26 protein-coding genes and 1 tRNA gene are annotated in these 25,080 nt (G+C 58.3%); 16 read left to right on the top strand and 11 right to left on the bottom strand.

Annotation, left to right across the window (positions count from 1 at the left end; all coding sequences use genetic code 11):
• Window positions 1-30 precede the first annotated feature (30 nt).
• The 5 genes from PNAP_RS12560 to PNAP_RS12580 all read left to right on the top strand — a co-directional run bounded on the left by PNAP_RS12560 (window position 31) and on the right by PNAP_RS12580 (window position 4,207).
• The gene (locus PNAP_RS12560; RefSeq protein ID WP_011801898.1) at window positions 31-618 is read left to right on the top strand and encodes a hypothetical protein; all 588 of its coding nucleotides are present in this window, start codon (window positions 31-33) and stop codon (window positions 616-618) included.
• A 109-nt stretch (window positions 619-727) separates the two neighbouring features.
• Window positions 728-1,174 (top strand): DUF883 domain-containing protein, encoded by a 447-nt coding sequence (locus PNAP_RS12565; protein ID WP_011801899.1) that lies wholly within the window; start codon window positions 728-730, stop codon window positions 1,172-1,174.
• A 197-nt stretch (window positions 1,175-1,371) separates the two neighbouring features.
• Window positions 1,372-2,058: a DUF6781 family protein gene (locus PNAP_RS12570; protein ID WP_011801900.1), complete on the top strand. Its 687-nt coding sequence runs from the start codon at window positions 1,372-1,374 to the stop codon at window positions 2,056-2,058.
• 14 nt (window positions 2,059-2,072) lie between these two features.
• Window positions 2,073-3,821 carry an ABC1 kinase family protein gene (locus tag PNAP_RS12575; protein ID WP_011801901.1) on the top strand — a complete coding sequence of 583 codons (1,749 nt, stop codon included), beginning with the start codon at window positions 2,073-2,075 and terminating at the stop codon, window positions 3,819-3,821.
• Complete coding sequence (locus PNAP_RS12580; RefSeq protein ID WP_041376687.1) at window positions 3,818-4,207, top strand: hypothetical protein; 390 nt, start codon at window positions 3,818-3,820, stop codon at window positions 4,205-4,207. The genes PNAP_RS12575 and PNAP_RS12580 overlap by 4 nt, the downstream gene beginning before the upstream one ends.
• Window positions 4,208-4,241: 34 nt before the next feature.
• Here PNAP_RS12580 and tnpC read toward each other — a convergent pair whose 3' ends face one another.
• From tnpC to tnpA, 3 genes are all read right to left on the bottom strand, one after another.
• On the bottom strand, window positions 4,242-5,852 hold the full coding sequence (gene tnpC, locus PNAP_RS12585) for an IS66 family transposase (RefSeq protein ID WP_011801902.1): 1,611 nt from the start codon (window positions 5,850-5,852) through the stop codon (window positions 4,242-4,244).
• Window positions 5,853-5,934: 82 nt separating this feature from the next.
• Window positions 5,935-6,288, bottom strand: a complete 354-nt coding sequence (gene tnpB, locus PNAP_RS12590; RefSeq protein ID WP_011801903.1) for an IS66 family insertion sequence element accessory protein TnpB — start codon at window positions 6,286-6,288, stop codon at window positions 5,935-5,937.
• Entirely contained in the window at window positions 6,276-6,713 is a 438-nt protein-coding gene (gene tnpA / locus PNAP_RS12595) for an IS66-like element accessory protein TnpA (protein WP_011801904.1), read from the bottom strand. Before tnpA ends, tnpB begins: the two co-directional genes overlap by 13 nt.
• A 157-nt stretch (window positions 6,714-6,870) precedes the next feature.
• Between tnpA and PNAP_RS12600 the strand changes: the two genes are divergently transcribed.
• The 9 genes from PNAP_RS12600 to PNAP_RS25015 all read left to right on the top strand — a co-directional run bounded on the left by PNAP_RS12600 (window position 6,871) and on the right by PNAP_RS25015 (window position 16,498).
• A complete protein-coding gene (locus PNAP_RS12600; RefSeq protein WP_232290695.1) occupies window positions 6,871-8,445 on the top strand; it encodes an MGDG synthase family glycosyltransferase in 1,575 nt (524 codons plus the stop codon).
• Window positions 8,436-9,212, top strand: a complete 777-nt coding sequence (phnP, locus tag PNAP_RS12605) for a phosphonate metabolism protein PhnP (RefSeq protein WP_011801905.1) — start codon at window positions 8,436-8,438, stop codon at window positions 9,210-9,212. The genes PNAP_RS12600 and phnP overlap by 10 nt, the downstream gene beginning before the upstream one ends.
• Entirely contained in the window at window positions 9,209-10,069 is an 861-nt protein-coding gene (locus tag PNAP_RS12610) for an EamA family transporter (protein ID WP_011801906.1), read from the top strand. The genes phnP and PNAP_RS12610 overlap by 4 nt, the downstream gene beginning before the upstream one ends.
• 513 nt (window positions 10,070-10,582) lie before the next feature.
• Window positions 10,583-11,200, top strand: coding sequence for a hypothetical protein (locus tag PNAP_RS26990; protein ID WP_011801908.1), 618 nt, complete (start codon window positions 10,583-10,585; stop codon window positions 11,198-11,200).
• Window positions 11,201-11,221: 21 nt separating this feature from the next.
• Window positions 11,222-12,598 carry an LPD7 domain-containing protein gene (locus PNAP_RS12620; protein ID WP_011801909.1) on the top strand — a complete coding sequence of 459 codons (1,377 nt, stop codon included), beginning with the start codon at window positions 11,222-11,224 and terminating at the stop codon, window positions 12,596-12,598.
• A gap of 39 nt (window positions 12,599-12,637) precedes the next feature.
• Window positions 12,638-12,805, top strand: coding sequence for a hypothetical protein (locus PNAP_RS27655; protein WP_198140633.1), 168 nt, complete (start codon window positions 12,638-12,640; stop codon window positions 12,803-12,805).
• A complete protein-coding gene (locus tag PNAP_RS12625; RefSeq protein ID WP_011801910.1) occupies window positions 12,798-13,952 on the top strand; it encodes an ArdC family protein in 1,155 nt (384 codons plus the stop codon). Before PNAP_RS27655 ends, PNAP_RS12625 begins: the two co-directional genes overlap by 8 nt.
• A 16-nt stretch (window positions 13,953-13,968) precedes the next feature.
• Window positions 13,969-15,954, top strand: a complete 1,986-nt coding sequence (locus PNAP_RS12630) for a type IV secretory system conjugative DNA transfer family protein (RefSeq protein ID WP_011801911.1) — start codon at window positions 13,969-13,971, stop codon at window positions 15,952-15,954.
• 19 nt (window positions 15,955-15,973) lie between these two features.
• Window positions 15,974-16,498, top strand: coding sequence for a S26 family signal peptidase (locus PNAP_RS25015; RefSeq protein ID WP_011801912.1), 525 nt, complete (start codon window positions 15,974-15,976; stop codon window positions 16,496-16,498).
• 42 nt (window positions 16,499-16,540) lie between these two features.
• On the opposite strand, the gene PNAP_RS12640 is transcribed toward PNAP_RS25015, so the two are convergent.
• The 4 genes from PNAP_RS12640 to PNAP_RS26995 form a co-directional block, all read right to left on the bottom strand.
• Window positions 16,541-17,086 (bottom strand): C40 family peptidase, encoded by a 546-nt coding sequence (locus tag PNAP_RS12640; RefSeq protein ID WP_157040280.1) that lies wholly within the window; start codon window positions 17,084-17,086, stop codon window positions 16,541-16,543.
• Between the two features lie 26 nt (window positions 17,087-17,112).
• A complete protein-coding gene (locus PNAP_RS27660; RefSeq protein WP_198140634.1) occupies window positions 17,113-17,409 on the bottom strand; it encodes a DUF7706 family protein in 297 nt (98 codons plus the stop codon).
• Between the two features lie 331 nt (window positions 17,410-17,740).
• Window positions 17,741-19,645 (bottom strand): TraI/MobA(P) family conjugative relaxase, encoded by a 1,905-nt coding sequence (gene traI / locus PNAP_RS12650; RefSeq protein WP_041376690.1) that lies wholly within the window; start codon window positions 19,643-19,645, stop codon window positions 17,741-17,743.
• On the bottom strand, window positions 19,635-19,979 hold the full coding sequence (locus tag PNAP_RS26995) for a plasmid mobilization protein (protein ID WP_157040281.1): 345 nt from the start codon (window positions 19,977-19,979) through the stop codon (window positions 19,635-19,637). The genes traI and PNAP_RS26995 overlap by 11 nt, the downstream gene beginning before the upstream one ends.
• 426 nt (window positions 19,980-20,405) lie before the next feature.
• Here PNAP_RS26995 and PNAP_RS27000 point away from each other — a divergent pair, with 426 nt between their 5' ends.
• Together PNAP_RS27000 and PNAP_RS12660 are read left to right on the top strand one after the other, a co-directional pair.
• On the top strand, window positions 20,406-20,645 hold the full coding sequence (locus PNAP_RS27000) for a hypothetical protein (RefSeq protein WP_157040282.1): 240 nt from the start codon (window positions 20,406-20,408) through the stop codon (window positions 20,643-20,645).
• On the top strand, window positions 20,645-20,923 hold the full coding sequence (locus PNAP_RS12660; RefSeq protein WP_011801916.1) for a hypothetical protein: 279 nt from the start codon (window positions 20,645-20,647) through the stop codon (window positions 20,921-20,923). Before PNAP_RS27000 ends, PNAP_RS12660 begins: the two co-directional genes overlap by 1 nt.
• A gap of 427 nt (window positions 20,924-21,350) precedes the next feature.
• Here the strand turns inward: PNAP_RS12660 and PNAP_RS12665 are convergent, their stop codons facing one another.
• The 4 genes from PNAP_RS12665 to PNAP_RS12680 all read right to left on the bottom strand — a co-directional run bounded on the left by PNAP_RS12665 (window position 21,351) and on the right by PNAP_RS12680 (window position 25,070).
• Entirely contained in the window at window positions 21,351-21,560 is a 210-nt protein-coding gene (locus PNAP_RS12665; protein ID WP_041376691.1) for a transposase domain-containing protein, read from the bottom strand.
• 310 nt (window positions 21,561-21,870) lie between these two features.
• Entirely contained in the window at window positions 21,871-22,413 is a 543-nt protein-coding gene (gene phaR, locus PNAP_RS12670; RefSeq protein WP_157040407.1) for a polyhydroxyalkanoate synthesis repressor PhaR, read from the bottom strand.
• 231 nt (window positions 22,414-22,644) lie between these two features.
• Window positions 22,645-22,721 (bottom strand) — tRNA-Val (locus PNAP_RS12675).
• 78 nt (window positions 22,722-22,799) lie between these two features.
• Window positions 22,800-25,070, bottom strand: a complete 2,271-nt coding sequence (locus PNAP_RS12680) for a RelA/SpoT family protein (RefSeq protein WP_011801918.1) — start codon at window positions 25,068-25,070, stop codon at window positions 22,800-22,802.
• Window positions 25,071-25,080: the final 10 nt, after the last annotated feature.

A 25,080-nucleotide genomic window follows, 5' to 3' on the forward strand; every position in this document is an offset into this window, starting at 1 on the left:
CCTGTTTCATAACTGCAAGGAGAAGAAGTGATGAAACTGAAAAAATGGTTGATCCTGTCGGCACTGGCAATCGGCGCAACTGCACAGGCCGCGGAAGAAACCGCGGCAAAGCCGGTAGAGACGCCCAAGGTGTCTTTGCTACAGAAGGCTGAGGAAGGTGCGAAGAAGGCGGCCGAGGACGCCAAGGATGCGACGCGCAAGGCCGCAGAAGCCGCCAAGCGGGCGGCAGAGAAGGCTGAACAAGCCGTCAGTGAAGCCTCGCAGAAAACCGCCGAAGCAGCCCATCAGGCCGCGCGAGATGCTGATGAAGCCGCCAAATTGGCAGTCCGCAAGACTGCACAAGCCACCCGCAAAGCGACCGCAGCCACCAAGGAGGCCGCACAGACGGCCGAGGAAGCCGCTAAAAAGGCCGCCGTAGCCACCAAAGAAGCCGCTCAGAAGGCCGGGGAAGCGGCGAAAAAGGCGGCTAGATCTGGCAAAGAGGCTGCGCAGAAAGCGGCCGAAGCCGCCAGAGATGCCGCACAGAAAGCCACGCAAGCCACCCGAGAGGCTGCCGACAAAGCGCTTGAGGTAACCAAGGAAACGGTCAAAGACGTCAAAGATGCCGTGACGAAGTAACCCTTGGCAGGCGGACTGCTTCGAACGGGCTAGGCCGCCGTGAGCGTGCTCACCAACCTGAAAAATTGTTACACCGATGTTTTTTCTTAATCACTGATGGAGGTTTTCCATGTCTGAATTCAACAAGCCCGGCTCTATAACCAAAGACAAACTGATAGCCGACGTGAAGCAGATTGTTGCCGATGCCGATGCGCTTTTGCAGGCCACGACAGATCAAGCCAGCGAGAAGATCGCCGGCTTGCGCACCCGCCTGCAGGCAAACCTGAAGGCGGCCCCAGACCGACTTGCCGAGTTCGCGGCCACGGATGTCGACAAAACCAGGCAAGACATCCGGGACGCGCTGCAAAAAACGTCGGACGCGGCTCAGCGTGCGGCAGAAGCCGCTGTTGAAGCGGCGCAGAAGGCCGAGGAATCGGTCAAAAAAGCTGTCGAGTCCAGCAAGGAAGCAGCCCAGCAAACGGCTGAAGCCGCCAGAGATGCAGCCCAGAAAGCAGTTACCGCCACCAAGGAAGCTGCCGACAAAGCACTGGATGCGATGCAGAGCTGGATGCGTTAACGGAAATGGCCGGCATGGCCAGAGTTGCCATCAACAAGTCGTTCTTGACAAGTACACCCGTCCACATGAGTGGGCGGGGCGGGTGAACGACATGTGTTCTGGCGACGTTTTCCCACTCCGACGGTGGATATTTGTGATGCATGGCATCGTACTGACACCTCATTATTCAGGCACTCATTTTTACGAGGATCGCCATCGTGCAAGACGAAACAGGCAACACTTTGAGCGTTGCCAACGATACAACGACACTCGAAGCTGACGTGTGCAGCGCCGTCGAGCAGGGTCACGATGTGCAGAAAATTGTGCGACTGCTCACCTTGCGCAAGATCAATGCGCGCTCGCTCGATATCGAATCCCTGCGGCAGATCACGCGTGCTGTACTGAGCGGCGCGCGAGCAGGGGCGCAAAGGGGGTTGCAGCACTCAGCGGCACAAACCAACATCACACGAGTACACCTCCAACGGGCTGTCGCCGGGCTGGATGCGGCGTTGGCGCAGTTGGCCGAGGCCTCCAAACTGGCGCTGGAAGAAGCGGCGGCCCGGGCGCAGGCATTTTCCAGAGAAGACCTCACCCGCGCGCGATCCGACCTGGAGAGCCTGGAAGCGATGTTTCTCGAAACCATGCAAGCATCGGCCTCAGGGGTCAAGGATGTAGCGCAAGAAATTCTCTATGACCTGGTTACGCATACCCGCATTCATGGTTCTGCGGTGGGCAGACAGTTGAGAGAAACCTTGCCCATCATTACGCAACAGCTTGACGCCGCAGGACGCACTCAGGCCGTGACTGGGCTGCATCTGGCACAGGCCACTTCCGACCTGTTGCGTCAAATCGCTCCAGGCGTGCTCATCGGCTTGGCCGTTCACGTCAACCCCCTCCAACCTTAAGGCGAGGTCGACTCATGCTGTGGGATGCCCTGACCGTTGTGCGCGACCTCGGTCGGCTACACGACATCGCCTCGATCCTGATCCGCTATGGCTTCGGCGACATGGTGCGCCGAATGGGGTTTTCCGATGCGCTGGAGCGGGCCGGACGGGCGTTGCACTGGAACAACGCAGAAGAATTCGCGCACATGCCTGCGCCCGCTCGAGTGCGCCGGGCTCTGGAAGAGATGGGGCCTAGCTTTGTCAAGCTCGGCCAGGTGCTTGCCACCCGCATTGATCTGTTCGATCCGGAATGGATAGCCGAATTCGGCAAACTACAGGACAGCGCACCCGCTGCCTCCTACGCTGGGATACTTCAGCAGCTCACCGAAGACCTCGGCGCACCACCCGAGGAGGTCTTCGCCGCCTTCAATCCCGAGCCGCTGGCCGCGGCCTCCATCGCACAGGTACACCGCGCCCGTCTCGAAGACGGCAGTGAGGTGGTGGTCAAAGTACGCCGGCCCGGCATCCGGCCGATCATCGAAGCCGACCTGCGCTGGCTCGCCAGGCTGGCGGAACTCGCAGAGGGGGAAAGTCCGGAACTTCGCGCTTTTCGTCCGCAGGAAGTGGTGCGCCAGTTCGCCCAGTCGCTGCGCCGCGAGCTTGATTTCGCTGGCGAATGTCGAAATGCCGAGCACATTGCGGAGAATTTTTCTGGCTATACCGACAAAGACGAGCTCACCGGCGACACCACTGCCGAAGCTGCGCCTGAACCGTCTGCCGTGCTCCCGATCATCGTCATTCCACACGTCTATTGGCAATGGACCGGGGAGCGGGTGTGCGTGCAGGAATTCATAGCCGGCATTTCCGGGCGCAAGCTGGCCGACGTCGACCAGGCCGGACTCGACCGCAAGGTCCTCGCCCGGCGCGGCGCACGCGCGGTGCTGAAGATGATCATAGAGGATGGTTTCTTCCACGCCGACCCGCACCCCGGAAACGTGTTTTACTTGCCGGGCAACCGCATCGCTTTCATTGACTTCGGCATGATTGGGCGGCTCACTGAGGTACGGCGCGACCAGTTGATGCGCCTGCTGCTGGGCTTGGTCAAACACGAGCCGCAGCGTGTCGCCGACGTGATGATCGAATGGACGGGCGATGTGGTCCTGGACGAGGATGGCCTGCAACTGGAAATCCAGACTTTTGTGCAACAGTACCATGGCATGGCACTGAAGCAGCTTAAGTTGGGCGAGATGCTGTCCGACCTGGTGGCAATTTTGCGGCAACATCATCTGACACTACCAACTGATCTGAGCCTGCTTATCAAGGCTTTCATTTCGCTCGAAGGCATGGGGCGTGAGTTGGACCCAGACTTTGACATGGCCGGTGAGGCAATGCCCTTGCTGGAGCAGGCGCTGCGTGCGCGTTACACACCAGCTGCCATCTTCAAACGTGGCTGGCGGGCGGCGAGCGAGGCGCTTTCGCTGGTAGCCGGTCTTCCCCAGGATATCTCCCGGCTGCTGCGCGCCGCGCGCCGCGGGCGGTTGGAAATCCATATCGACATCCTGCATTTGAAGCGTGTCGGCAACCAGCTCGACAGCGCCGCCAACCGGCTGGTGGTCGGCATCGTCATTGCGGCGCTCATCATCGGCTCGTCCATCGTCATGACCGTGCCCGGCGGACCCACCTTGCTGGGGCTGCCCTTCTTCGGCCTGCTCGGCTTCGCCGGTGCCGTCATCGGCAGTCTCTGGCTGCTGCTCTCGATCTGGCGCAGCGGGGGCGAGAAATGAGCGGACCGCAGACCTTGGGCGTGGACCCGCTCATCGCGCTGGCGCTGGTGATCGCATTCGCCCTGCTGGCGGCCCTGGCATGGCGGGCGCTGGTGCGGCGCCGTCACCGGGTGCGGCAGCGGGCTGCGCACCCGCTGGCGGCGGGCGATGCCGGGACCACTCCACCCCGAAAGATCGTCATTTTTTACTCGTCCATCGGCCACGGCCACATCAGCGCCGCGCAGGCCATCGAGCAGGAGATCGGCCGGCTGGCGCCGGACGCGCGCGTGGTACTGCAGGACATCCGCGAGTTCATGCACCCGCTCTGGCGCCGGGTGGACGAGCGGCTCTACTGGTTCGTATGCGGTCAATTAACCACGTGCCTTGCGCCATCGGCGCTGGTGTGATTGGAACGGCGAAAGTGCGTTGGCGGACCGCTGCTCAGCGGCTGGGCAGCTCGATGCGCCAAGGCAGCAACGCTTCGTAGTCATCGGCCGTTTTTGCCATGGGCAGCGCGCTGAGCAATGCGCGCAGGTACGCGTAGCCATCGACGCCGTTGGCCGCGCAGGTCTGCAGCAGCGAATACAAGTTGGCGCTGGCCTGGGCGCCGGCCACCGTATCACTGAAGAGCCAGTTGCGCCGTCCAATGCAAAACGGGCGAATCGAATTTTCGCAGGCATTGTTGTCTATCGGATAGGCGCCATCGGTGACATACAGCGCCAGCTTCGTCCATTGCGAAGCCAGGTAATGCAGCGCCTTGCCCAGCAAGCTGCCCGGCAGCACGGCGTGCACGTTGGCCAGCAGCAGCGCCTCTATCTGACCGAGCACGGGCACGCTGTGCTGCTGGCGCTGGGCCAGCAATTCCTTGGGAAGGAGCCGGTGTTCGTGTGCGCGTGACTCCACCGCATACAGCTGGGCGATGAGCGCGAGAAACCGCGCCGAGAGCTGCTCGGGGCCGCGCGCGCTCTTGGGCAGCGCCTGCAGCGCTTCATGAAAGCCGCGCCTGCAATGCGCCCAGCATCCCAGATGCACGAGGCCGTGCGCCTGCGCGATAGCGTCATAGACGGCGTAGCCATCGCTCATCAGCACGCTGCCCTCGCGCACCCCGGCGTACAGGATTTGTGCGGCCGCCGTGCTGCGCGAGGGCGCGTAGCCAAACAGCCGGATGGGCGGCCCGGCTCCCTGCATCCCGGAGCACGGGGTCATCTGCACCCACATGTAGCTTTTGGACTGCGCACTTTTGCCGGCCTCTTTGAGTACCTGCACATGGGTTTCGTCGCCATGGATGAGGGGCGAGTCCAGCAGATGGTCGCGCAGCAGATTGATGATGGGCTGCACCTCCCGGCCCACGCGCACGACGCTGGCGGCCAGCGTGTTGCGCGACAGGTCGCTGCCGCCAAAGCGCGAGAGCAGCGCCGCCTGGCGGTACAACGGCAGGCCGTCGCAATACTTGGACGCAATCACCCAGGCCAGCAGTCCTGCGCTGAACAAGCCCTTGGGGATGACCTGCGCCGGCTTGGGCGCCAGGCGCAAGGCGCCATCGCAGCAGGGACAGGCATATTTGACGCGTTCATGGCGAATCACGCGCACCTGCTGGGGAATGATGTCGAGCTGCTCGCTGGCCTCCACGCCAATTTCCACCAGCACCGCGCCATCGTGTGGGCACACCCGCTCGGACTCGGGCAATTCGTGGCGCACCACTTCCCGGGGCAAGGCCGCATCAAGCGGCTTGCGTCCGCGCGGCACGCGCTGGTGGGCGCGGACCTCCTGGCTGTCGTCTTCATGGCCGTCGCTGGCGCCGTCCTGCGCCGGCTCGCTGGCCGCGCCCAGCGATTCGGCCTCGTTGAAGAACAGGTCCCGTTGCTGCGTGCTGCTCGCTTCGCTGCGGGCGGCAAAGAGCTTGCGCATGGACTGGTTAAGCCGCTCGCGAAGCAGGTCACGCTCGGCACGCACCATGCGCAACTCGCCCGCCAAGATTTCGCCGTTCCGCAAAGCCTGCGCCAGCGCCTCTTTCAAGGCGTTGAATTCTTCGGTGGCAGGCGCAGCATTCATGGCCTGCTTTGATGAAGGGGCGTCTGCAGAAGTTCCGAAAAATCATGCTTGGACGTCACCTTTCAGGCCAGCATTTGTTCCCTCACGCCGCGCGCTGATAACTCACCGCCCGGTGTCCGCGCAGGGCCTGGATGTCCACGCCCTTGAGCAGCCAGTGCAACTGCTCCACGCTGAGCGTCACGACGCCCGCCTCGCCTCGCGGCCAGATGAAGCGGTCTTTCTCCAGGCGCTTGTGCAGGAGCCAGAACCCGTTGACATCCCAGCCCAAAATCTTGATGCGGTCGCGCCTGCGGTTGGCAAAGACGAACAGCGCCTCGGCAAACGCGTCCAGACCCAGGCCATGCTCGACCAGGCTGGCCAGGCCGTTGATGCTCTTGCGAAAATCAATGGCGTCCCGGTGCAGGTATACCGCGCGGCTGGCGTTCAGCGCGAACACGCCAGTGTGCCCAGCAGTTGCAGCACGGGCGCCATCGCCTCCAGCGGAACCTGGCCAACATCGAGCGCCACCCCGTTGGGTAGGCGCACGTGCAGACAGAGTGCGGCCGGTGCCAGTGCCGGTGCCGATGCTGTGGTCGGCGCTGCGCGCTCTGTGACCTGAACGGCAACAAACGCTGCAGACTCCAGCGCTTTTACGGACACGGCGCGCGCCTTGCCATGGTTGGGCTGGCCTGACTTGGCAATCCAGGCGCGCAGCAAATTGGCATTGATGCCGTACAGCATCGCCGTGCGCGCTACCGACACGCCAGGCTTAAGGCATTCGTCAATCAGCGCCTGCTTGGCCAGCGGGTCGTAATTGCATCGTCCGTCGCGTTTGCGCCCGACCACCAGCCGAGCCAACAACTCTGCGTTCATCTCTGTCATATATGTCCATGTAGTTCAAGATGGACACGTAGCATCATCGAATCAGCTCACGAATAAAAGGGCGTGGTTCGCGGACCGCTTACACTGGTTCATCGCTGGCAATCTCCCGGAAAGCTTCGACGCGCTGTTCCATGCCCTGCAGGCGCGCGGCAAGCGGGTGCCTTCGCTGGCCTGGCTGTCCAACGACTACCCGCAAGACAAGGTGCGCAGCTTCCTGGAGGCACAGGCCCCCGACACGGTGCTCGCCACGCACTACGGATCGGCGCAGGTGCTCGGGACCCTGCGCGAGCGCGGGCTGCTGGCGCAGGTGAACATCGGCTGGCTGCACACGGACTTCTTCGAGGGCTATTTTCCGCGCATCTCGAAACGGATCGACCGCACTTTTCTCGCCCACACCGACCTGGAATCGCGCTGGCTGGCGGCGGGTGTTCCGCCCGACAAGGTCACCACCAGCGGCATGCCGGTGCGCGCCCCGGCCGCCGACGGCGCAACCCGGGAGACGGCGCTCACGGCGCTGGGTCTGGCCCCGGATGCGCCCACCGTTCTCATCACCTCCGGCAAGGAGGGCGTCGGCGACTACGCGCTCGTGGTGGAGAGCCTCGCCCGCCACCACCCGGGCCCGCTGCAGATCATTGCCGTCTGCGGCGCCAACGCCCGGCAGCAGGCGCTGCTCACGGCACTGCAAAAGCGCCTGCCCGAGCCGGTGGCGCTGAAGGTCTGCGGCCTGGTGCCGCACGCCGACCTGCTGGCCTGGATGCGCGCGGCGGACCTGTTGATCACCAAGGCCGGGGGCATGACGCCGGCCGAGGCCTTTGCCGTAGGCACCCCCACCATCTTGCTCGATGTGGTGAGCGGCCATGAGCGGGAAAACGCCGCCTTGTTCGTCCGGCTGGGGGTGGCCGATCTGGCCGACACCCTGGCGCAGGCGGGCGAGCTGGCGGCCGCGGTGCTCGCCAGCCCGCAGCGGCAGACGGCAATGCGCCGCGCCCAGCTCGCCTTTCACGACCGTGCCGGCCTCGGGCGCATCGCCCGCTTCGCGCTCGACCCGGCCCTGCCTGCGCCGGGTCTGCCTGTGGACTTCGGCGCCGAGCACGGCAGTGCCGTCGCCGACATCGACGCGGCGCTGGCGCGGCTCCAGGCCGAGGTGCCCTGCGACATCGAACTGCTGCTGTCCTACTCGACCGCCAAAACACCGCAGCGCGTGGTGCTGGAAAACCCGTTCGGGCACATTGCCATCCGCGTGGACGACACCGTCTACAGCGCCAACTATGTGGCCGTGCCGGGACAGGACCCGAACCTGCTGCAGCATGTGACGCTGGCCGACTACCTGTACGGCGTGCAGCCGCCGTCGCCGTCGCAGGTGCATACCAACACCTATGGCATGGCCAAAGGCATCACGGTGGTGGTGAATGGGTCTCGGGAATATCTTGAAACGGCGGCACAGCGCTATCCAGAGCTTGTGCCGGTGTGGGTTGAGGTATCGCCTGAGGTGCTGCGTGCGCGCTTGCAAGCGCGTGGCCGCGAGGGTGCAGAAGAGATCGAGAAGCGCTTGGCGCGCGCGCCCAAAAATCAGTTTTTGGGTCGCCGTGGCGAGCTTATCCGCAACGATGGCGAACTACACGTGGCCGGCGACACGCTGGTGAACTTGATTCGCCATTGCAGTGACTCGCCCCCTGTTCTGCAATGCGATCAACAAAAAATGGGTGACAGCGAGGCGGTTTCATGCGCGTAACTTTCTTAGGCACAGGCGCCGCCGGTGGTGTGCCACTGTTTGGTTGCCGCTGTGTGGCCTGCGAGCGAGCGCACCTGGCGCCGGCTTTTGTTCGCCGACCTTGCTCGGCACTGATTGAGTCAGGTAACACGCGCATCTTGCTGGATGCCGGATTGACGGATCTGCATGAGCGGTTTGCCCCCGGTGACCTGGATGCCATTGTCCTGACGCACTTTCACCCCGACCATGTGCAGGGCCTGTTTCATCTGCGCTGGGGTGTGGGTGCGCGCCTCGCCGTCTATGGGCCACCCGACTCGGAGGGTTGCGCCGACCTGTACAAACACCCCGGCGTGCTTGAATTTCACGCCTTGACGAAGTTTGAACCGCTGAGCATTGGAGCTTTGACACTGACACCCGTGCCCCTGATTCACTCTAAAGTGACATTTGGCTACGCTGTCGCAGCGTCTACCGGCAGCCGCTTTGCCTACCTGACCGACACGCTGGGCCTGCCACCCCGCACCGAAACTTTTTTGACCGACTGGCATCCACACGGCTTGGCACTCGACTGCAGCTTTCCGCCGCAGAGTGAAGCAAAAAATCACAACGACTGGACCACTGCGTTGGCGGTGATCGACAAAGTCAATCCCGAGCGCGCCTGGCTCACGCACATCAGCCATACGCTGGATGCCTGGCTATTTGGCACAGGCGAGTCATCCTCTCGCGCTGCCATCGCAATGGATGGTGATCGGGTTGACTTTCAGGCAAGTTCCAATAGCCCGCAACCATGATGATCAGCGGCGCTGCGCTTGCCGTGGCAGCATCAGTCGTCATGCATGTCGCCTGGAATTTGATTGCCCGGCACCAGTCGCGGGATGCCTATCCGCTTTGGTGGGTTCTGCTGGCCCATCTGGTGTTGTTGGGGCCGTGGGGTGCTTATTCACTTTTCACCGAAGTGCAGTGGACGCCCACTCTGGGCAAATGGGTACTGATTTCTGCGACTGCCAATGTGGTGTATTTCGTGGGTTTGCGTCGCGCCTACGAGCATGCGCCCGTGGCCTTCGTTTACCCACTTGTGCGCAGCTCCCCGATCCTTATTGCGTTGTGGAGCACGCTGTTCCTGGGCGAAACGTTAGGCGTTTTTGCCTGGACAGGACTCCTCGTGAGCGTCCTTGGACTGGTCGTGCTGGCGCGCGTCGGTGGCAATGCACACGACATCAGGGCCCTGCCATGGGCCTTGCTGGCGATGTTCGCAACCAGCATTTACTCTCTGACGGATAGGGCGGCCACCGCCCACATCCCGGGCTTTGGCGGGCTGGTCGGATTCATCACGATCGGCTACTTTGCATCGTGGCTGGCGCTGACGATCGATCTTCGTCGCACCACAGGGTCATGGCGACCCAAAGCCCGGATTGGCCTGCCCGTAGCCGTCGTCGGTGGACTGTGCGTTGGCTTAGCCTATGCGCTGGTTATTCACGCCATGCGTTCGATGCCTGCCGCCATCGTTGTCGCGTTTACAAACGCCGGGATTGTTCTAGCGAGCGGTGCCTCCATCTTTGTTTTCAAGGAAAGGGCGGCTTGGAAAGCAAGGGCATCCGCCGCCTTCATCGTTTGCGCAGGTTTGCTGATGCTTTCATTCAGAAACTGATGCAGGTTACGTGTTGAGGCGGTCCAATGCCGCATTTAGTGGCTCAGTCTAATTTGAGACCAATTGTTTTGAGCAAAATTTGATCGTTGGTCACTCTTGAACTTGTTTACCCAAAAGTCTTGACACTGCCAAAGCAGTTACCGATGAATTCCCGTAAATGGTCGAGTCCGGGCACTGAAATCGTCGGCACATTGCCAACTTTTCGGCGCATGCCCGATTGACTGCGTTGGAGCAACCCGACCAATAAGTTATGTAACAGCATCTCGCTCTCGTCTTGGACCGGCAGTTCGAAATTTTTCGAACGGCACCGCAGGACCTGGCAGGCATGAGTGGCCTGGTCAACTGGGCATTGAACATCTTTAAATTGAGGGGCGTTTCTGATGGGATCGGAAGATCGTCCTGGCATTGCATTTGCGCCTTCGCGGTATGGGTAAAGCCAGTCCAGCGGGGGTTTACCACCTTTTCCCCAAAGTTTTGATGCTAGATTGGCCTTCCTGAAAGGAATGCCGTCCTATGCTGAAAAAATCCGTTTTCATTTTGCTGCTCGCCCAAGGCACGGTCGCCATGGCTCAAACCGTCAGCGGTAACGTCTTTTGCGCTGGCACGACGTATGACCCCGCCCCAGCGTCAGTGTCGATCAGTGGAACCGTTGCCGCATCTGATGTGGACCTGCCCGGCGCCATCTGGGTTGGCATTGAAGACCCTGGGACGCCTGGCACTCCTGCGGCATTTTTGACACCCAGTGGCTGGGTGACCTGGACGACCGGCGGCTTTCCAACTTACGTTGAAACAACGGCAATCGGGTCAACGTTTTCGTATTCGGCTTGCATCCCAGTATCACCCACCGTGGGTGGCTGTGCCGCGACCAGTGCCGACTTTCTTGGGTGGAAGATCTACGCAGGTTATGGCGTTTTAACAGCTGAGCACCAAGCCATGATTCAAAAGCGGCGCGCCTCGCTCGATGCAGCCAAACCATGGCTGCAACAAAAGGGAAAGTGGCGTGCGGACTATGACGATGACATTGCCTTTCGCAATGCGCTCATCCAAAAGTCAGCCAACGACAGCCGTTGGGGAACTGCACTGACGATTCCATTCATCAACTGCACGCCGCCCGAATCTGGTGGTCAATGAATTTTTCCCTGAGAGGCGACCATGGAAAACTTGACTGATGAGCAACAAAAACGAATCGCCCTGCTGGATGCGTACGAAGCTAAAACCGCTCCAGAGCGCGACATCCGTAATGGCGGCATTGATCAGCACGAACAGGAATACCGCGAAAAATGGCTGCAATTGCAGTCCAGCTTGGAAGCCACTCGCGGTGAGTTTCACGCCAGGTTGAAAGGGCTGAATGCCTCTGAACAGTCCATTTCCGCATCGGTGGCCATTGAACTAGCCAAACTCACTGAAGGCTACTACGCCGAAAAAGACCGGGCCGCGCGTGAACTGGATGGCACGTTGGCCAGACCACAAAGCTGGCTCGATTTTCTGCAAGAGTCAAAGCTTGAACAACCCGACGACCCCATTATTGACAGTCTGATTGAGGAAGCAGAAAAGGCGCCGGATTCCGGCCTGGAAGGCTTCAGCCAACAAACATCACCCAACATTGTGCTGGCCGATTTGCAGGCGCGTGAAGGCAAGGATGGGGTCATGGAATACACGCGCGGCTTGACGGTGGCTGTGCGTGATGTCGGCGACCGCCTGGATGTGCGTAAAACCGATGATCGCGACATTGAAGCGGCACTCAAGATTGCCGCCAAGAAATTCGACGTGGACAAGGGCCTGCTGCTGACCGGTGACACCGCGTTCAAAGTCCGGGCGGCGGAAATTGGTGGCAAATTGGGCTATCCCATGCAAAACACGGAGCCCGAAGTGTTGCGCGCCTGGATGAAAGGAAAACAGGTATCCCAAGGGCTTGACCGTGGTCGCATTCCAAGTGTCGACGCGGGCATCACCGGGGATCCGGCAACCAACCTGACGATTGCGCCTGTCGGGAAGACCCTTCTTCGTGCCGATCAGAGAACGATGGATGCGCTGACGAAAAATCCTGTGGCGGGGATTGATCTGCTTGGCAAAGACAAGATTTCAATGCCAGAGGAGCGCATGCTGGCGGCCAACGCCAGTATCAAGGATTTGGGTTACAAGGCCATTCAGCAAATTTCCAGGGCTGACCTTGAACAGCAAAACGGTGGCGTTGAACCCGGTTCTGTCGACCTGCTGCGAGAAAAAGGCATTTTGGACACGGACGGCAAGCTCACCCAGCTTGGAACGGATGTGGTGATGGTGCGTGATGACCGCGTCATCAGGGAACGTGAAGCGCTGGAACCAGCGCAGAGAACCAAGCTTGCACAGTATTACAAAACGTCTGGCGACTACGTGCGCGAGGCCTATATGGCCGAACGCGACAAGGCCGCACCTGAAGTGGCCCAGGACAGAAAAGAACAGGCACTCGATCAGAAAAACGCCTTTCAGGTCGGGGGGGAAACGCCCAAAACCCACCAAATCGTGTTCGAGGAAAGTATTGAACTTTGAACCACGCCCGACAGCCCAGGGCATTTTTAAGGAAAAACCATGCAAGCACTGACACCCCTCTCCCCGCAAACCATGACTGAGCTGGGCATACTGACCAACGCCCAACTGCATTCGGTTCGCGATGCTGACAAGCTCGGTATTGAGCTCAACGGCCCTGAGCATGACGACGTTGATGCCTCGGATTTTGTCGAGGTGCATCATGACTGAGGCCAAAAAAGACCTGCGTGAGCAAATCACGGACCGCATCGTCGCCTCCCTGGAGTCAGGCGTGATGCCCTGGCGCAAAGGATGGACCAATGAAGGCGGTGTCGCTGCTGGACTGCCCCGCAATGCGGTGTCCGGCCGCATTTATAGCGGCGGCAACCGGCTCATGCTGATGATGCAGGGAATGGACAAGGGCTACGCTGATCCACGCTGGCTGACTTACAAGCAGGCCGCCAGCCTGGGCGGTGGTATCACCCAAGGCGAAAAGTCAACGCCCATTGAATACTGGGACGAACTGCCTTTTCATCGCCGCCGGGATGTGGACATCACCCACAACGGCGCTCGGGTCACGCTCGCAGAAGCGCCAGAAAAATACGCACAAACGGTCAAACTCTCCAACGGCTCGCAAGTGGACACCCGCCAATTGGTGGTGGAGTCGGGTGGAACCAAATACAGCTGGCGGCAAGCTGAGCGGAGCCTGAACCTGCTGTTCGAAAAAACCAGTCATGCGTTCAACGTCGAGCAATGCAATGGCTTGTCACTGGAACCCATCACCACCGCAAAAGACCGCCCTGCTGTCGAAAAAATCGCTGCGGTTGAAAAAGTGGCCAGCGGTATGAAGCTTGACGGACTGACGCTGGGTCACGGCGGTGATCGGGCTTTTTACTCGCCAGCACGCGATGCCGTTCAAATGCCAAATCGTGACCAATTTGAAAGCCCTGAGGCCTATGCAGGCACCTTGCTGCATGAACTTGGCCACGCCACCGGTGGAGAAAACAGGCTGAACCGCCCTCTCTCCAACGGCTTTGGCACGAGCGAGTATGCCCGTGAAGAATTGGTGGCTGAGTTATGCAGCGCTTTCGCCAGTGCCGAGACGGGTGTGCAGTTTGACGACAAAAATCACGCAGCATATATCGGCTCATGGCTTGAGACCCTCAAAGCTGACAAACATTCCGTTTTTGCAGCGGCGAAAGACGCCTCAAAGGCCGTGGACTATTTGCTTGAAAAAAGCCTAGTTGTGGAAGTTGACAAGGACGTTGGCCTGGTGGCGGATGAAGTGCAAGTCGATCCGGTGAAAGAGGAAGTAGCGAAAGCACCAAAGTCCAGGGCCAAAAAAATAACAAAACCTGAAACTGAGCTGGAAATTTAGACATTCAAGGGTTCCCATGACCAGCTCGCAGCGACAGCAGCTCTACGTCATCCCCCACAGTCATGGCGACATCACCCGCTTCGTGTGGGTGGCCTTTCTGATCTTTGGTTTGGTCACCGCGCTGACCTTCGTGCTGGTCACACAGTACACCGCCTGGCAGTTTCGTTTTCATCCGACACTCGGATCGCCTGCCGCGATGCTTGGCCAGACACGGATTTACTGGCCGTGGGACGTCCTGATCTGGATATTTCGGTACTTCCGGCCAGACTCGTCACCCGATGTCCTGTCCGTCATCAAGACAGCTCAGCTGATGCTGGCATCAGGCGCCATGACCTCCATTGTTTTCCCGGTGGCTTATGTGTTCCGGCGAACCCGCAAGCTGAAAGACGAGCGCAACGACCTGCACGGTTCAGCCCATTGGGCCGTGGCAGAAGAAATCGAAGCGGCTGGGATTTTGCCAACACCGGCCAACGTTGGCGGTGTGATGCTGGGTGCCGTTGACATTCCTGTCAAGAATTCTGGTTTCAACCCGTTTAGCGCAAAAGCCAAAACCGTGTATCTGCGCCATAGCGGTCCGGAACACATTCTGGTGTTCGCTCCGACGCGTTCAGGCAAAGGTGTTGGTATCGTGGTGCCGACACTGCTGTCCTGGTCAGAATCAGTGCTTGTGCATGACATCAAGGGAGAAAACTGGGCACTGACTTCTGGCTTTCGTGAGAGGGTCTTGAAGCAACGGTGCCTGCGGTTTTCGCCATCAGAAACGGATTCGGCACGCTTCAATCCACTGTCCGAAATTCGGCTTGACGACAACCTGGTGAAGGACGTGCAAAACGTATCGACCATGATTGTTGACCCCGACGGGAAAGGTCTGCAGGACCATTGGGCCAAAACCGGCTTTGACCTCATGACCGGTGTCATCATTTTTGTGCTGGTGTCCGATGAGCTGGAAGACTCCCAACGGAATTTGTCAACCGTACAGGCCATTTTGTCGGACGGTGGACCGGTGCGCGAGCTGGCTGAGCGACTGGCTGCAGATAAAGACACCGATGCCGATGAAAAAACCAAAATTGCCGAGGGCTTCCGGGCGGTGATGGAATACATCCGGGACATCGGCTACGAAAGGATCGGTGCGGGTCACTGCACCGATGTGGAACTGGTCGCCTGGAAAACCGCCTCGCAAGCTGCCCAGTCGTTTTTGAACAAGGCCTCCAACGAAGCCTCTGGCGTGCTGTCGACGGCCCTGTCGTTCCTGTCGCTGTACCGTGATCCGATTGTGGCTGCCAACACCAGTGCCTCGGACTTCACGATCGAGTCGCTGATGCAGCGCAGGACAAGTCTGTACCTGGTCGTGCCACCCTCAGACAAAGACCGCCTGAAGCCACTCTTGAGGCTTGTCATCAATCAGGTGGTTCGCCGTTTGACCGAAAAAATGGAATTTGATGAAACCGGCGCTTCCAGGTCGCGGTTCCCGCACAAGATGCTGCTGCTGATTGATGAATTTCCGGCGCTGGGTAAACTTGAAATTTTTGAGGAGGCCCTGGCGTTTATCGCTGGCTACGGGCTCAAGGCCTTGTTGATCACCCAAGACCTGTCCCAGTTGACCAAAGCCTACTCAAGAGACGAATCTATCCTGTCGAATTGCCACATCCGGATTGCCTTCGCGCCCAACAAAATCGAGACGGCTGAGCTGCTCTCCAAAATGAGCGGTGCCTCCACGGTTGCCCACACCCAAAGAAATTTCTCGGGCTCACGCTTGAGCGTGGTGCTGAACAATGTCAGCACGAATGAACAACTGAGCCAGCGACCCTTACTGACACCGGATGAAACCATGCGCCTCCCACCGGCCGATGAGCTGGTGTTTGTCGCTGGTCACGCGCCAATTTACTGCCAGAAAATCATCTATTACACAGATCCAGCGCTGGTGAAAAGACAGATGCTGGGGGCCGCCAAACTGATCGGAAATGGAATGATTGACGCGCGCGTCAAAAGCACTCGAAGCTGACTGACAGAACTCTTGAAGCATGAAAGCCAAACAACTGAACCTCGTACCGCTTTATGTGACGCTACTTGCGATGTCAGCGACAGCGATTTTTGCCATCGTCGCAAAGTCATCTGGCCTCGTTTTGAATGTCACTGGATCGATGCCTGACTTGGTCTACAAATTAGGCCTTGGCGAAAAGGGCAGCCTAGTCAGCTTTTGCTCGCCGATTCCGCATCCGTCCATCGGTCACGGCGCGTGCCCTGATGGCAGCATGCCCTTGATAAAGCGCGTGGTGGGCGTTGCTGGCGATCTCGTGACAGCAACCGATGCCGGTATTGACATCAACGGGCAGCCAGTGCCGAATTCAAGGCCACTGGATCTGGACACCAAGGAAAGCGCCCTTCCCCATCTGCGCGGATCGTTTAGCCTCAAACAAGGAGATATCTGGACTGCTGGTGAACACCCGAACAGCTTTGATTCACGGTATTTTGGGCCTGTGAAATTTCCAAGGGATGACCACCACAACAGGACACGCGAATCCTCGTTCAGATTTGCCGATGGGTGATCGGTGTGCTGTGCGCCATGTCAAGCCAGGCGGATCTCGTCCTTAAAGCACTGTTGCGCTGGCTGCGGCAACCAGATCATCAGGGGCAATGACGTTTTGAGACAAAAAGGGAATGGATCGCATTGGTAAATCTTTGAGCACCCCAGCGCTTCGCAATGCAATGGCCACAAGCTCTGTGCAATAAAGTTTTTTGCCGTCATCATCAAGCGCTAACTGGTCGTCAAAGGGCCGCCCCAAAAGCGACTTTGCAGCGCTTTGAACGGCATCGACCTTGTCCACCGGCATCAGCAACACTTCACCCTCTAAAGCCTGCTCGATACTGAAAAAAACCTCTGGCTTTTCGAGCATTGTGCCCGCGCCTGGCATCGCACTTTCAATGTAAATTGGGCCATCCGGTATCAACTGCACGGCAATACCCACATGGCTCCATCGCCCCCCACCCTGGCCCAATAGCACTGCCTGTGTGATGGGATCATTGTCCAACCCGCGCCGTGCAACCACCGCACCTGGACGAACCGCCGCAATCACACGCTCTCGCCAGGCCTCTGGTTCTGCGTGAACAGGAATGGCCATCAACATGAAGGCCATGGCCACTACCATGCTACCGGTGTGCCTCATCGCGGAGAAATTCCAGCGTTAGCCAACCCTATGCGCACTCTGTCAATGGCATCTCGGATGAGATACGCCTCAAAGTCATCCACGGCGTTGCTGCGCATTTCTGAAAAACCAACGCGTTTGACAAACTGGGCAAGCGCGTTTGCCAACTCTTCGCTCAATTCCACCGTCAAAGTAACCATTGAATTAAATTTACAAGAACCGATGATTAATATATTGAACGAATTGTTTAATAACTTCGTTTGATAAATACCAAAATCCCGGCAAAACAAATCTACAAACTGCCAGCCAAGCACCAAAGCCCATCAAAGCCAGGACGGCCCCTTGCTTTTGATCCCATGCGAGCGACCCAAACCAAACTGCACCACCCCACACCAAAAAAGTGACTGCAATACAAACTACCCATTTGGCGTAGAAGACCACTTGATGGTATTTGCATGCGGTCATATGCATATAGTGTCGTGCCACAGTTTTAAAGTCATTATTCATAGTATTTATTTTATCAAAAAAATATAGATAAACTGTTGATTATTATATTTTAAAGAGCACCAAACCACAACACGATATTCGACTACAACCAATATATATCAAACAGTTTTTTGAAAATTTTTTCGGATAATTAAAATATCACAATTGCATTTCAATATTGCGATTCCTATCCACACTTATGTGCGCAAGCTCTGGGTTCTTCACACGAATACCCATCATCAAAGCCTCTTTTGCTGCCAACTCCCGGAACGCTAGTGAACCTGTGACGAACACCTCGCCACCGTATTTTTGAGAGGCCAACAGCAGCCCGGCCTGCATGGCCTGTTGGTCGTTCTCTTGCGTCAAATCGATTCGTGGCCCGCTGTCGGTCAGTCGTACCTTGCCACGGGCGTCAAGGTATTCAATGCTGTGCTCCGGTGTAATCCTCAGTTGGGCGGTACGGATGTCGAAGTAGTCCGGCCGCGCCGTACCACTGATGCTGTTTTCTTGCGCAGCTAATGGATTGATGGGGCCAAGGTCTTCGCCCTCGACGCCCGCCTTTTGTTTGATTTTTTCACGCTGGGCGCGATAGCGCAGCCCACGAAGTGCTGCGATGGCTGCCTCATTGCCAAGCGCGGCCTGTCTCTCCAGCCACGGCAACCATTCCATCGCATTGGCACGTGTGAGTGCCAGACGCTCCTGTCTTTGCCGATCTGCCAAGTCTTCCATTGCCGCCGTGCGCTGTGCTGCCCATAAGAGTCGCGCCACTTGGCTGCCGTATTGGTTTTGCAGAGTGGCCACAGTCCCGGCTTTTACAGAGGCAAGCTGATTGAGCAGGCCTGATTTTTCTGACTTGTGAAGTACTCGCAGGTCATTTCTTGCGGCTTTGCGGCTATCTTTGGCCGTGTATTTTTCTAACTTGTATTGCTCAAAGAGCGCTGTGCGTGCGATGGCACGGTGAAGTCTGGCCTGATCGCGCTGGCCTCCTCGTCCGGTACGCCCGGGATGTTCTTGCGAGTCCGGGTCGGTACCGCAGGCAATGCGGGCAACATAGTCGTTGTAGGTGGATCCGAATTTCGGTCCATTGGCCCATGTGGCAGGTGCCGTGGCGATGTCTGGTGGCTGGTACGCACCAAATCGGTTTTGCAAGCGCCCCAGACTGAGCGCATAGTGAACGGCCGATGCTTTGGTTTGCGTCGCCTTGTCCAGCATGTTGGCCTCGAAAATCAAACCAGATTTGACTTTCACCACTCGCAGGCCTCTGGCGGCGCACGCGTCATGGAACTCCGGCCAGTTCTGCGTTGCAAGGAGCTCCGGTGCGACCTTGTCTTTGAGCCAGCCTGCCAGTGATGGCAGTCCTGCCTTGACCTCGCCCATCCGTGCCTTAACGGCCGGTGCAAAAGGCGCCAGTGACTTGTCGGTTTCAAGTCCGATCTGGCGACGCAGGGCATGCGTCAACCGCTTGATTTGCCCGTCGATGACCACATGGGGGCCGTTGTCGTGTTGCCAGCCCTGCTCCAGCTCGATTTCTCGACAGGTTTTGTCCAACACCAGGAAGTCATATCGAGGTGGCCCTGTCAGTACCAGCTTGTCCGGGTGAACACGGTTGGCGATGATGTGAATGTGGTGGTGGTGATCTTTGTCGCGGTGAATCGCAAAGAATGCCTGGTTGTTGGTCATGCCAACCGCGTTGAGCGCCCGGGCGGCGGCGGCCGTAGCTTGGTCAATGGTGGGTTGCTCACCCTCCTTCCATGACAAGACCACGTGATAAAACGGATTGGTTTTGGGATTAGCCTTTGATCTTGAGGCCCAGGCCCGCGCCGTGCCATCCATCAATTTGATGATTTGGCGACGGTCGTCCGGGTCAGTGGGGTTCAAACCTTCCATGTTGAAGGAGGCTGCTTCCAGTACACCCTCACGCGCAAGGTAATTGACGGCATTCTCCGGCTCGTAACTGCCTGGTTCAGGTTGTTCTGGCATCTTTTTCAGGTCATCAACCACATAATTCGCTGCGCTGGCCACGGTCTTCCAGGACTTTTTCAGCAGAATGACTTTAGCCAGCATGGACCATTCCGACTGCTTTGTCTTTGCCGCCTGATGCGGTTGATTCGAGCGTGTCGGCACGTTCACGCAACTCATTGATCAACGCCCACCACTTTTTGCGGTCTTCTGCCGTCCAGCGGCCATCTCTGGCTGGGTACAGGTGTTTGAGCATGGCGCCCAGTCGGCGAAATTCATATCCGGCCTGAGATTTTTCAAGGGTGACGTACACAGCACCATGCAATGCGGTGTCACGGATCAGCTGAGACACGGTCACACCTAGCGCCGCTGCGCGCTGGTTGAAGCGTTCGGCTTCATCAAGCGAAACCCTAAGTTTTAAGAACATTGAGCGTTGCATGATCAGACGGAATCATTCACCGGCTGACCGCGTTGAGGCGCCAGGACGTCGCCATGACGGCAGTGGCACTGACAGGTGAAGCCACCACGCACATTCCTTTCATTTGCATCTCCAATCGACTATCCGCCACGTCGACGGATAGCCAATACTGGTAAGTCGCAAGTGTGAGTGCGCGATTGAATGGTGGGGTTTGCTGCCGGGCTGAAACGGACTGGCAAAGCGAACCAAGCGAAGCGACTTTGTTTTGACAGTCCGTTTGAGCGTCGTCCAGGGGCTAGCCTTACGGCTGGGGTTGTCGAATGACATCCCCAATGAGTTGAACCCGGACTTTGGATGTTGCGATAGCGATCGTTACCCGAATGGGACAAGACAAGCCGGGCGATTGGCGGGATTGGCTTGATTCGACGAATAGAGCGCGGCCAGCCCTTGCTTCCCAATCTCCGCAAACCTGGTGGCGATTCAACTTTTCACCTTGTGATCTTTTTGTTCGCGCTTGGCGCGCCGTCATCAATTTCCAATTTGCGCCAGGCCGGTATTGAGCAACGGCAATCAACACCAGAAATTCCCATGACACTCAAAAAATTGCTTTCCAGTTTAGCGGTGGCGACTGCAGGTCCGCTTGGCGGCTCGGGTGAAAGCGCTCAACGTATGTTTGGAGGTCAATAATGATCGGAACCCAACCCGTAGGCACCATCAATGGCGTCGTTATCAGCGCGGTCTCCCACGAAGGCCTCAGCGTTACCGTAGACGGCAAAGCAGCCAGACTGGCCATCCTGACCGATGACGGTCGCGTTATTGCGGCAGGTAACCAAGTGGCCAAAGAGGTTGAAGCCGTCGCTCTCAACAGCTACCGCAACTTCCTCAAAGGCCAAGGTTACCTCCGTGTACACAGTAAGCGGTCATTTAACCGCGATCTTGCTAGTGACGCCGATTTGAGCTTGTGATTCGCCGGTGAAGCTGACTGCCGATGGCCGGTAAGTCAGTTAACTTTTGACACGATGTTCCTGGGCAGCAAAGCCTCGTAATCGTCAGCGGTCTGGGCTTTTTGCATCGCCACCAGTAATGCGTTCAGGTATTGGTAGCTAACACGGCCGACACTGGCGACGAAAGATGGGTTGCCGGAACGTTTACCGTCAACGTCAAATCACCCTGGGTCAAGGCACCGATCTGGGCATCAAGTTGCTCGTGGCTGCGGGTGTCCATAAGACACACCGCTCGCACTTGGCACCATCCACCCTCACCGTTCTGGTTTGCACAGCTGCCCAGTTTGACGCGATTGTCGAGTGTGTCCGGAGCTGACACCAGACCACGCTAACAACGGCCAGCAGACGAACCTTGCAGTTCGCGGTGGGCGCACTCATGCGAAGTGACCTACAACTGCTCCAGCGGCGCATTCCCCGGCGTCAAACAAGCTGAGGCACCAACATGCAGAATCGTTGTAATGCCAAACAAGGCCAACCCAATGATCAGCCACACGACATACTCGGCCGTCAGCTTGCACCGCCGGATCGCGGCCTGGTCAGGGTCTTGCAGAATGTACTCAATAATTATCGGATCGATCAGATCGCTGAGTCGGCTCAAATCTCCCCTCTGCTGCCAGGCGAGAAAATAACTTTCACCGCCAAGTTCCGCCTACTCGCGGTTTAACTGACAGGCATTAGGTACCCCGTAGGTCAGGCCTTTCATGTGCGGTTTAAGCGGTTTATACTAACTATGTTTAGCGCACCCAAGGCTCACAAATCCAACGCGGGGCGCAGGTTTGGCAGGGGAAACAGGGGAAAGGGGAGATGGGGAAAATACTTCGCTCATGCCGCTATTGTCTCAGAGCAGGCGCAGGAACGAGAAAAACCCAGCGGATGGCCTTCAACCAGCCGTCAGCAATAGCCGGTTATTAACGCTTCAGCCCCAGTGCTGACAGCATTTGCTCGCTCTGCTTTTGCATCTGCTCCTGCATCTGCGTAAAGACATTCTTGGATTGCTCGACATAAGCCCCCATCATGCCTTGCATCATGGGCGACTTTGCATTCATGAACTGCGCCCACATCTCGGGACTCATCCCTTTGGACTGCTCGGCCATCTTGAGCTGCAAGTCCATGAAACTCTGGACATTTTTCTCAAGGTATGCACCCATGAAGCTCTGCATTGCATCGCCGTAGAAACGGATGATGTTGGCCAGCACGGCCTCGGTAAACATGGGCGCGCCACCGGCCTCCTCTTCAAGAATGATCTGAAGCAGGATGCTGCGCGTGAGGTCTTCATTGGTTTTGGCGTCACGCACGACAAACTGCGTACTGCTCATCACCAGGCGCCTAACTTCGGCCAAGGTGATGTAAGCCGAAGTTTCAGTATCGTAGAGACGCCGATTTGGGTATTTCTTGATGATCCGCGTCGCCTCAGTCTTGTCAGCAGCCTTGCTGGCGTTATGGACAGAAATTTCTTCTGGAGAAAGACTACCGGCCACGGAAGGCTCGCCTGAGGGCGATTGAATGGATTTATTACTTTGCACTGATGACTCCTGGAAATAACGAAAACCTGCCTCATAGCGACAAAGTTCGATACATTCTAGGAATGTCTTGATATACGCAATTTATCTGGGTTATCTTGATTCAATGTTTTGAACCACCAGGGGTTCAAAACATTGAAACAAAAACTGTTTCAGAAAAATTGGTAGGCGCGATTGGACTCGAACCAACGACCCCCACCATGTCAAGGTGGTGCTCTAACCAGCTGAGCTACGCGCCTAAAGGACTGTTCGAAGCTCGTATTCTAGCAGTGCAAAACACGAGTTTTCAAACAAACCGAGAAATATGTGCAAACAGTTCAGCGTCTTCGGGCTGAACGCACGCCCGGCACATCGGCCACGATGCCCAGCACCCGGTTGAGCCGTCCCGATTGGGCCACCTCGACCGTGAAGGTCATCCAGGCTGTCCCGCCACGGTTGTCCTTGACCGACTGCGTTTGCACACCGATCACATTCATTTTTTCCTTGGCAAACACTTCTGAAATATCGCGCAGCAAACCTTGCCGATCAGCTGCTTCCACGGCCACATCCACCGGATAAACCGCGCCGTCCGGGGCTTTTGCAGACCCCCATTCCACCTCGATGACACGGTCAGGGCTGCCGGTGGCCATGTTGCGGAAATTGCTGCAGTCGCTTCGATGAATGCTCACGCCCTTGCCCTTGGTGACAAAACCAAGAATGACATCCGGGGGCGCGGGTTTGCAGCATTTGGCCAATTGGGTCAGCAGGGAGTCCATTCCCACCACCAGCACGCTGCCCTTGCCGCCTTTTCCAGCAGCGCTGGATTTTTCGGACTGCCGTGTTTTTTTGGCCAGCACATAGTCGTCTGGCGACGGCGCAGGTTCGGGGGGCCTGAGCATGTTTTCAATGGTGCGCAAGGAAAACTCGTCTTTGCCCACGACCTCAAAAAGTTCATCCGCCGTCTTGAAGCCCAGCAGAAACGCCAGATCCTGCAGCTTCATGGCCGTTTTGCCTTCGCGCTGGAGCAGTTTTTCAACCGCCTCCCGGCCCTTGGCCACGGTCTGCTCCATGGCCAGCGCATTGAACCAGGCGCGCACCTTCGATTTCGCCCGGTTGCTCGACAGGAAACCCAACTCCGGGTTGAGCCAGTCACGCGAAGGCCCGCCTTCCTTGGTCGTGATGACTTCAACCGTCTGGCCGTTTTGCAGCGGTGTATTGAGCGGCACCATGACGCCGTCAATGCGCGCGCCGCGGCAGCGATGGCCCAAGCTGGTATGCACGCTGTAGGCAAAGTCAACCGTCGTGGCGCCCTGGGGCAATTCGACGATGGCTGCGTCCGGCGTCAGCACATAGATGCGGTCCTCGAACAGGCCCTGATTGGCATCCCGCGCACGCTGCGCAGCCGGACCCGAAAGTTCCCGCTCCCAGGCCAGCAGTTGCCGCAGCACCGCAATCTTGGCGTCGTATTCGCTGCTGGCCGAAACGCCGGCGTAGCCTTTGGTTCCGGCTTCCTTGTAAGCCCAGTGCGCCGCCACGCCGTTTTCGGCATGGTCGTGCATGGCCTGGGTGCGTATCTGGATTTCCATGGCCCGCCCGCCCTCATCACGAACGACCGTGTGCAGCGACTGGTAGCCGTTGGGCTTGGGCTTGGCGATGTAGTCGTCAAACTCGCCGTTGACGGGTGAAAAGCACGAATGCACAAACCCCAGCGCGGCATAGCAGCCCTTCACATCGGCGGCAATCACGCGCAGCGCCCGGATGTCGAACACCTGGTCAAAGCCCAGCGACTTGCCGCGCATTTTCTTGACAATGCTGTAGATGTGCTTGGGCCGGCCCTGCACCAGCGCGGCAATGCCGTTCTGGTTCAAATCGCGTTCAAGCTGCGCGCGCAGGGCCTCCATGAAGACCTCGCGCTCGGCACGTTTTTCATCGAGCAGCCGGGCGATCTGCTTGTAGGTGTCAGGCTCCAGAAAACGAAACGCCAGGTCTTCCATCTCCCACTTGATCTGCCAGATGCCCAGGCGGTTGGCCAGTGGCGCAAACACATGCAGCGACTCATGCGCCAAGGCCCTGGGCGCAGCCTGTCGGCTGGCCGCGTAATAGCGCAAGGTCTGCAGGCGCGAAGCCAGGCGCAGCATGACCACCCGCAAGTCGCGCGAGAACGCCAGCAGCATCCTGCGCACGTTCTCCGTCTGGGCGGCAGGGTCATCGTGCAGCTGCGACTTGGCATCGACGGCGCGCGTCTGTCGCTGCAGATAGATCAGCTTGGTGGTTTCCACCGCCAAAGCGGCATAGCTGGGGCCGAAAGCCTTGGCGATGACATCCTGCGGCTTGTTGAGGTGCTGGCAGGAATGCACCAGGTAAGTGGCCGCCTGCACCGCTTCGGAGCCGCCAATGGTTTTAAGAATACCGACCACCGCATCGGCATGCGCCAGGATGTTTTCGCCGGTGTCCATCACTTCGCTGGCAATCAGCGGCTCGGCGAAAGCGCGGGCACGCACCAGGACATGCGGCTGCCCGTGCAGGCTGTCGGCCGTGGCCGCGACGATGGAACTGAGCGAGTCCGGGGAAATTGCGGGGGCGTGCGTTGCCGCCACTTTATGTTTCATGAAGCCTTTG

Origin of the sequence: Polaromonas naphthalenivorans CJ2 (assembly GCF_000015505.1) — a bacterium.
In the GTDB taxonomy this organism is placed as follows: domain Bacteria; phylum Pseudomonadota; class Gammaproteobacteria; order Burkholderiales; family Burkholderiaceae_C; genus Polaromonas; species Polaromonas naphthalenivorans.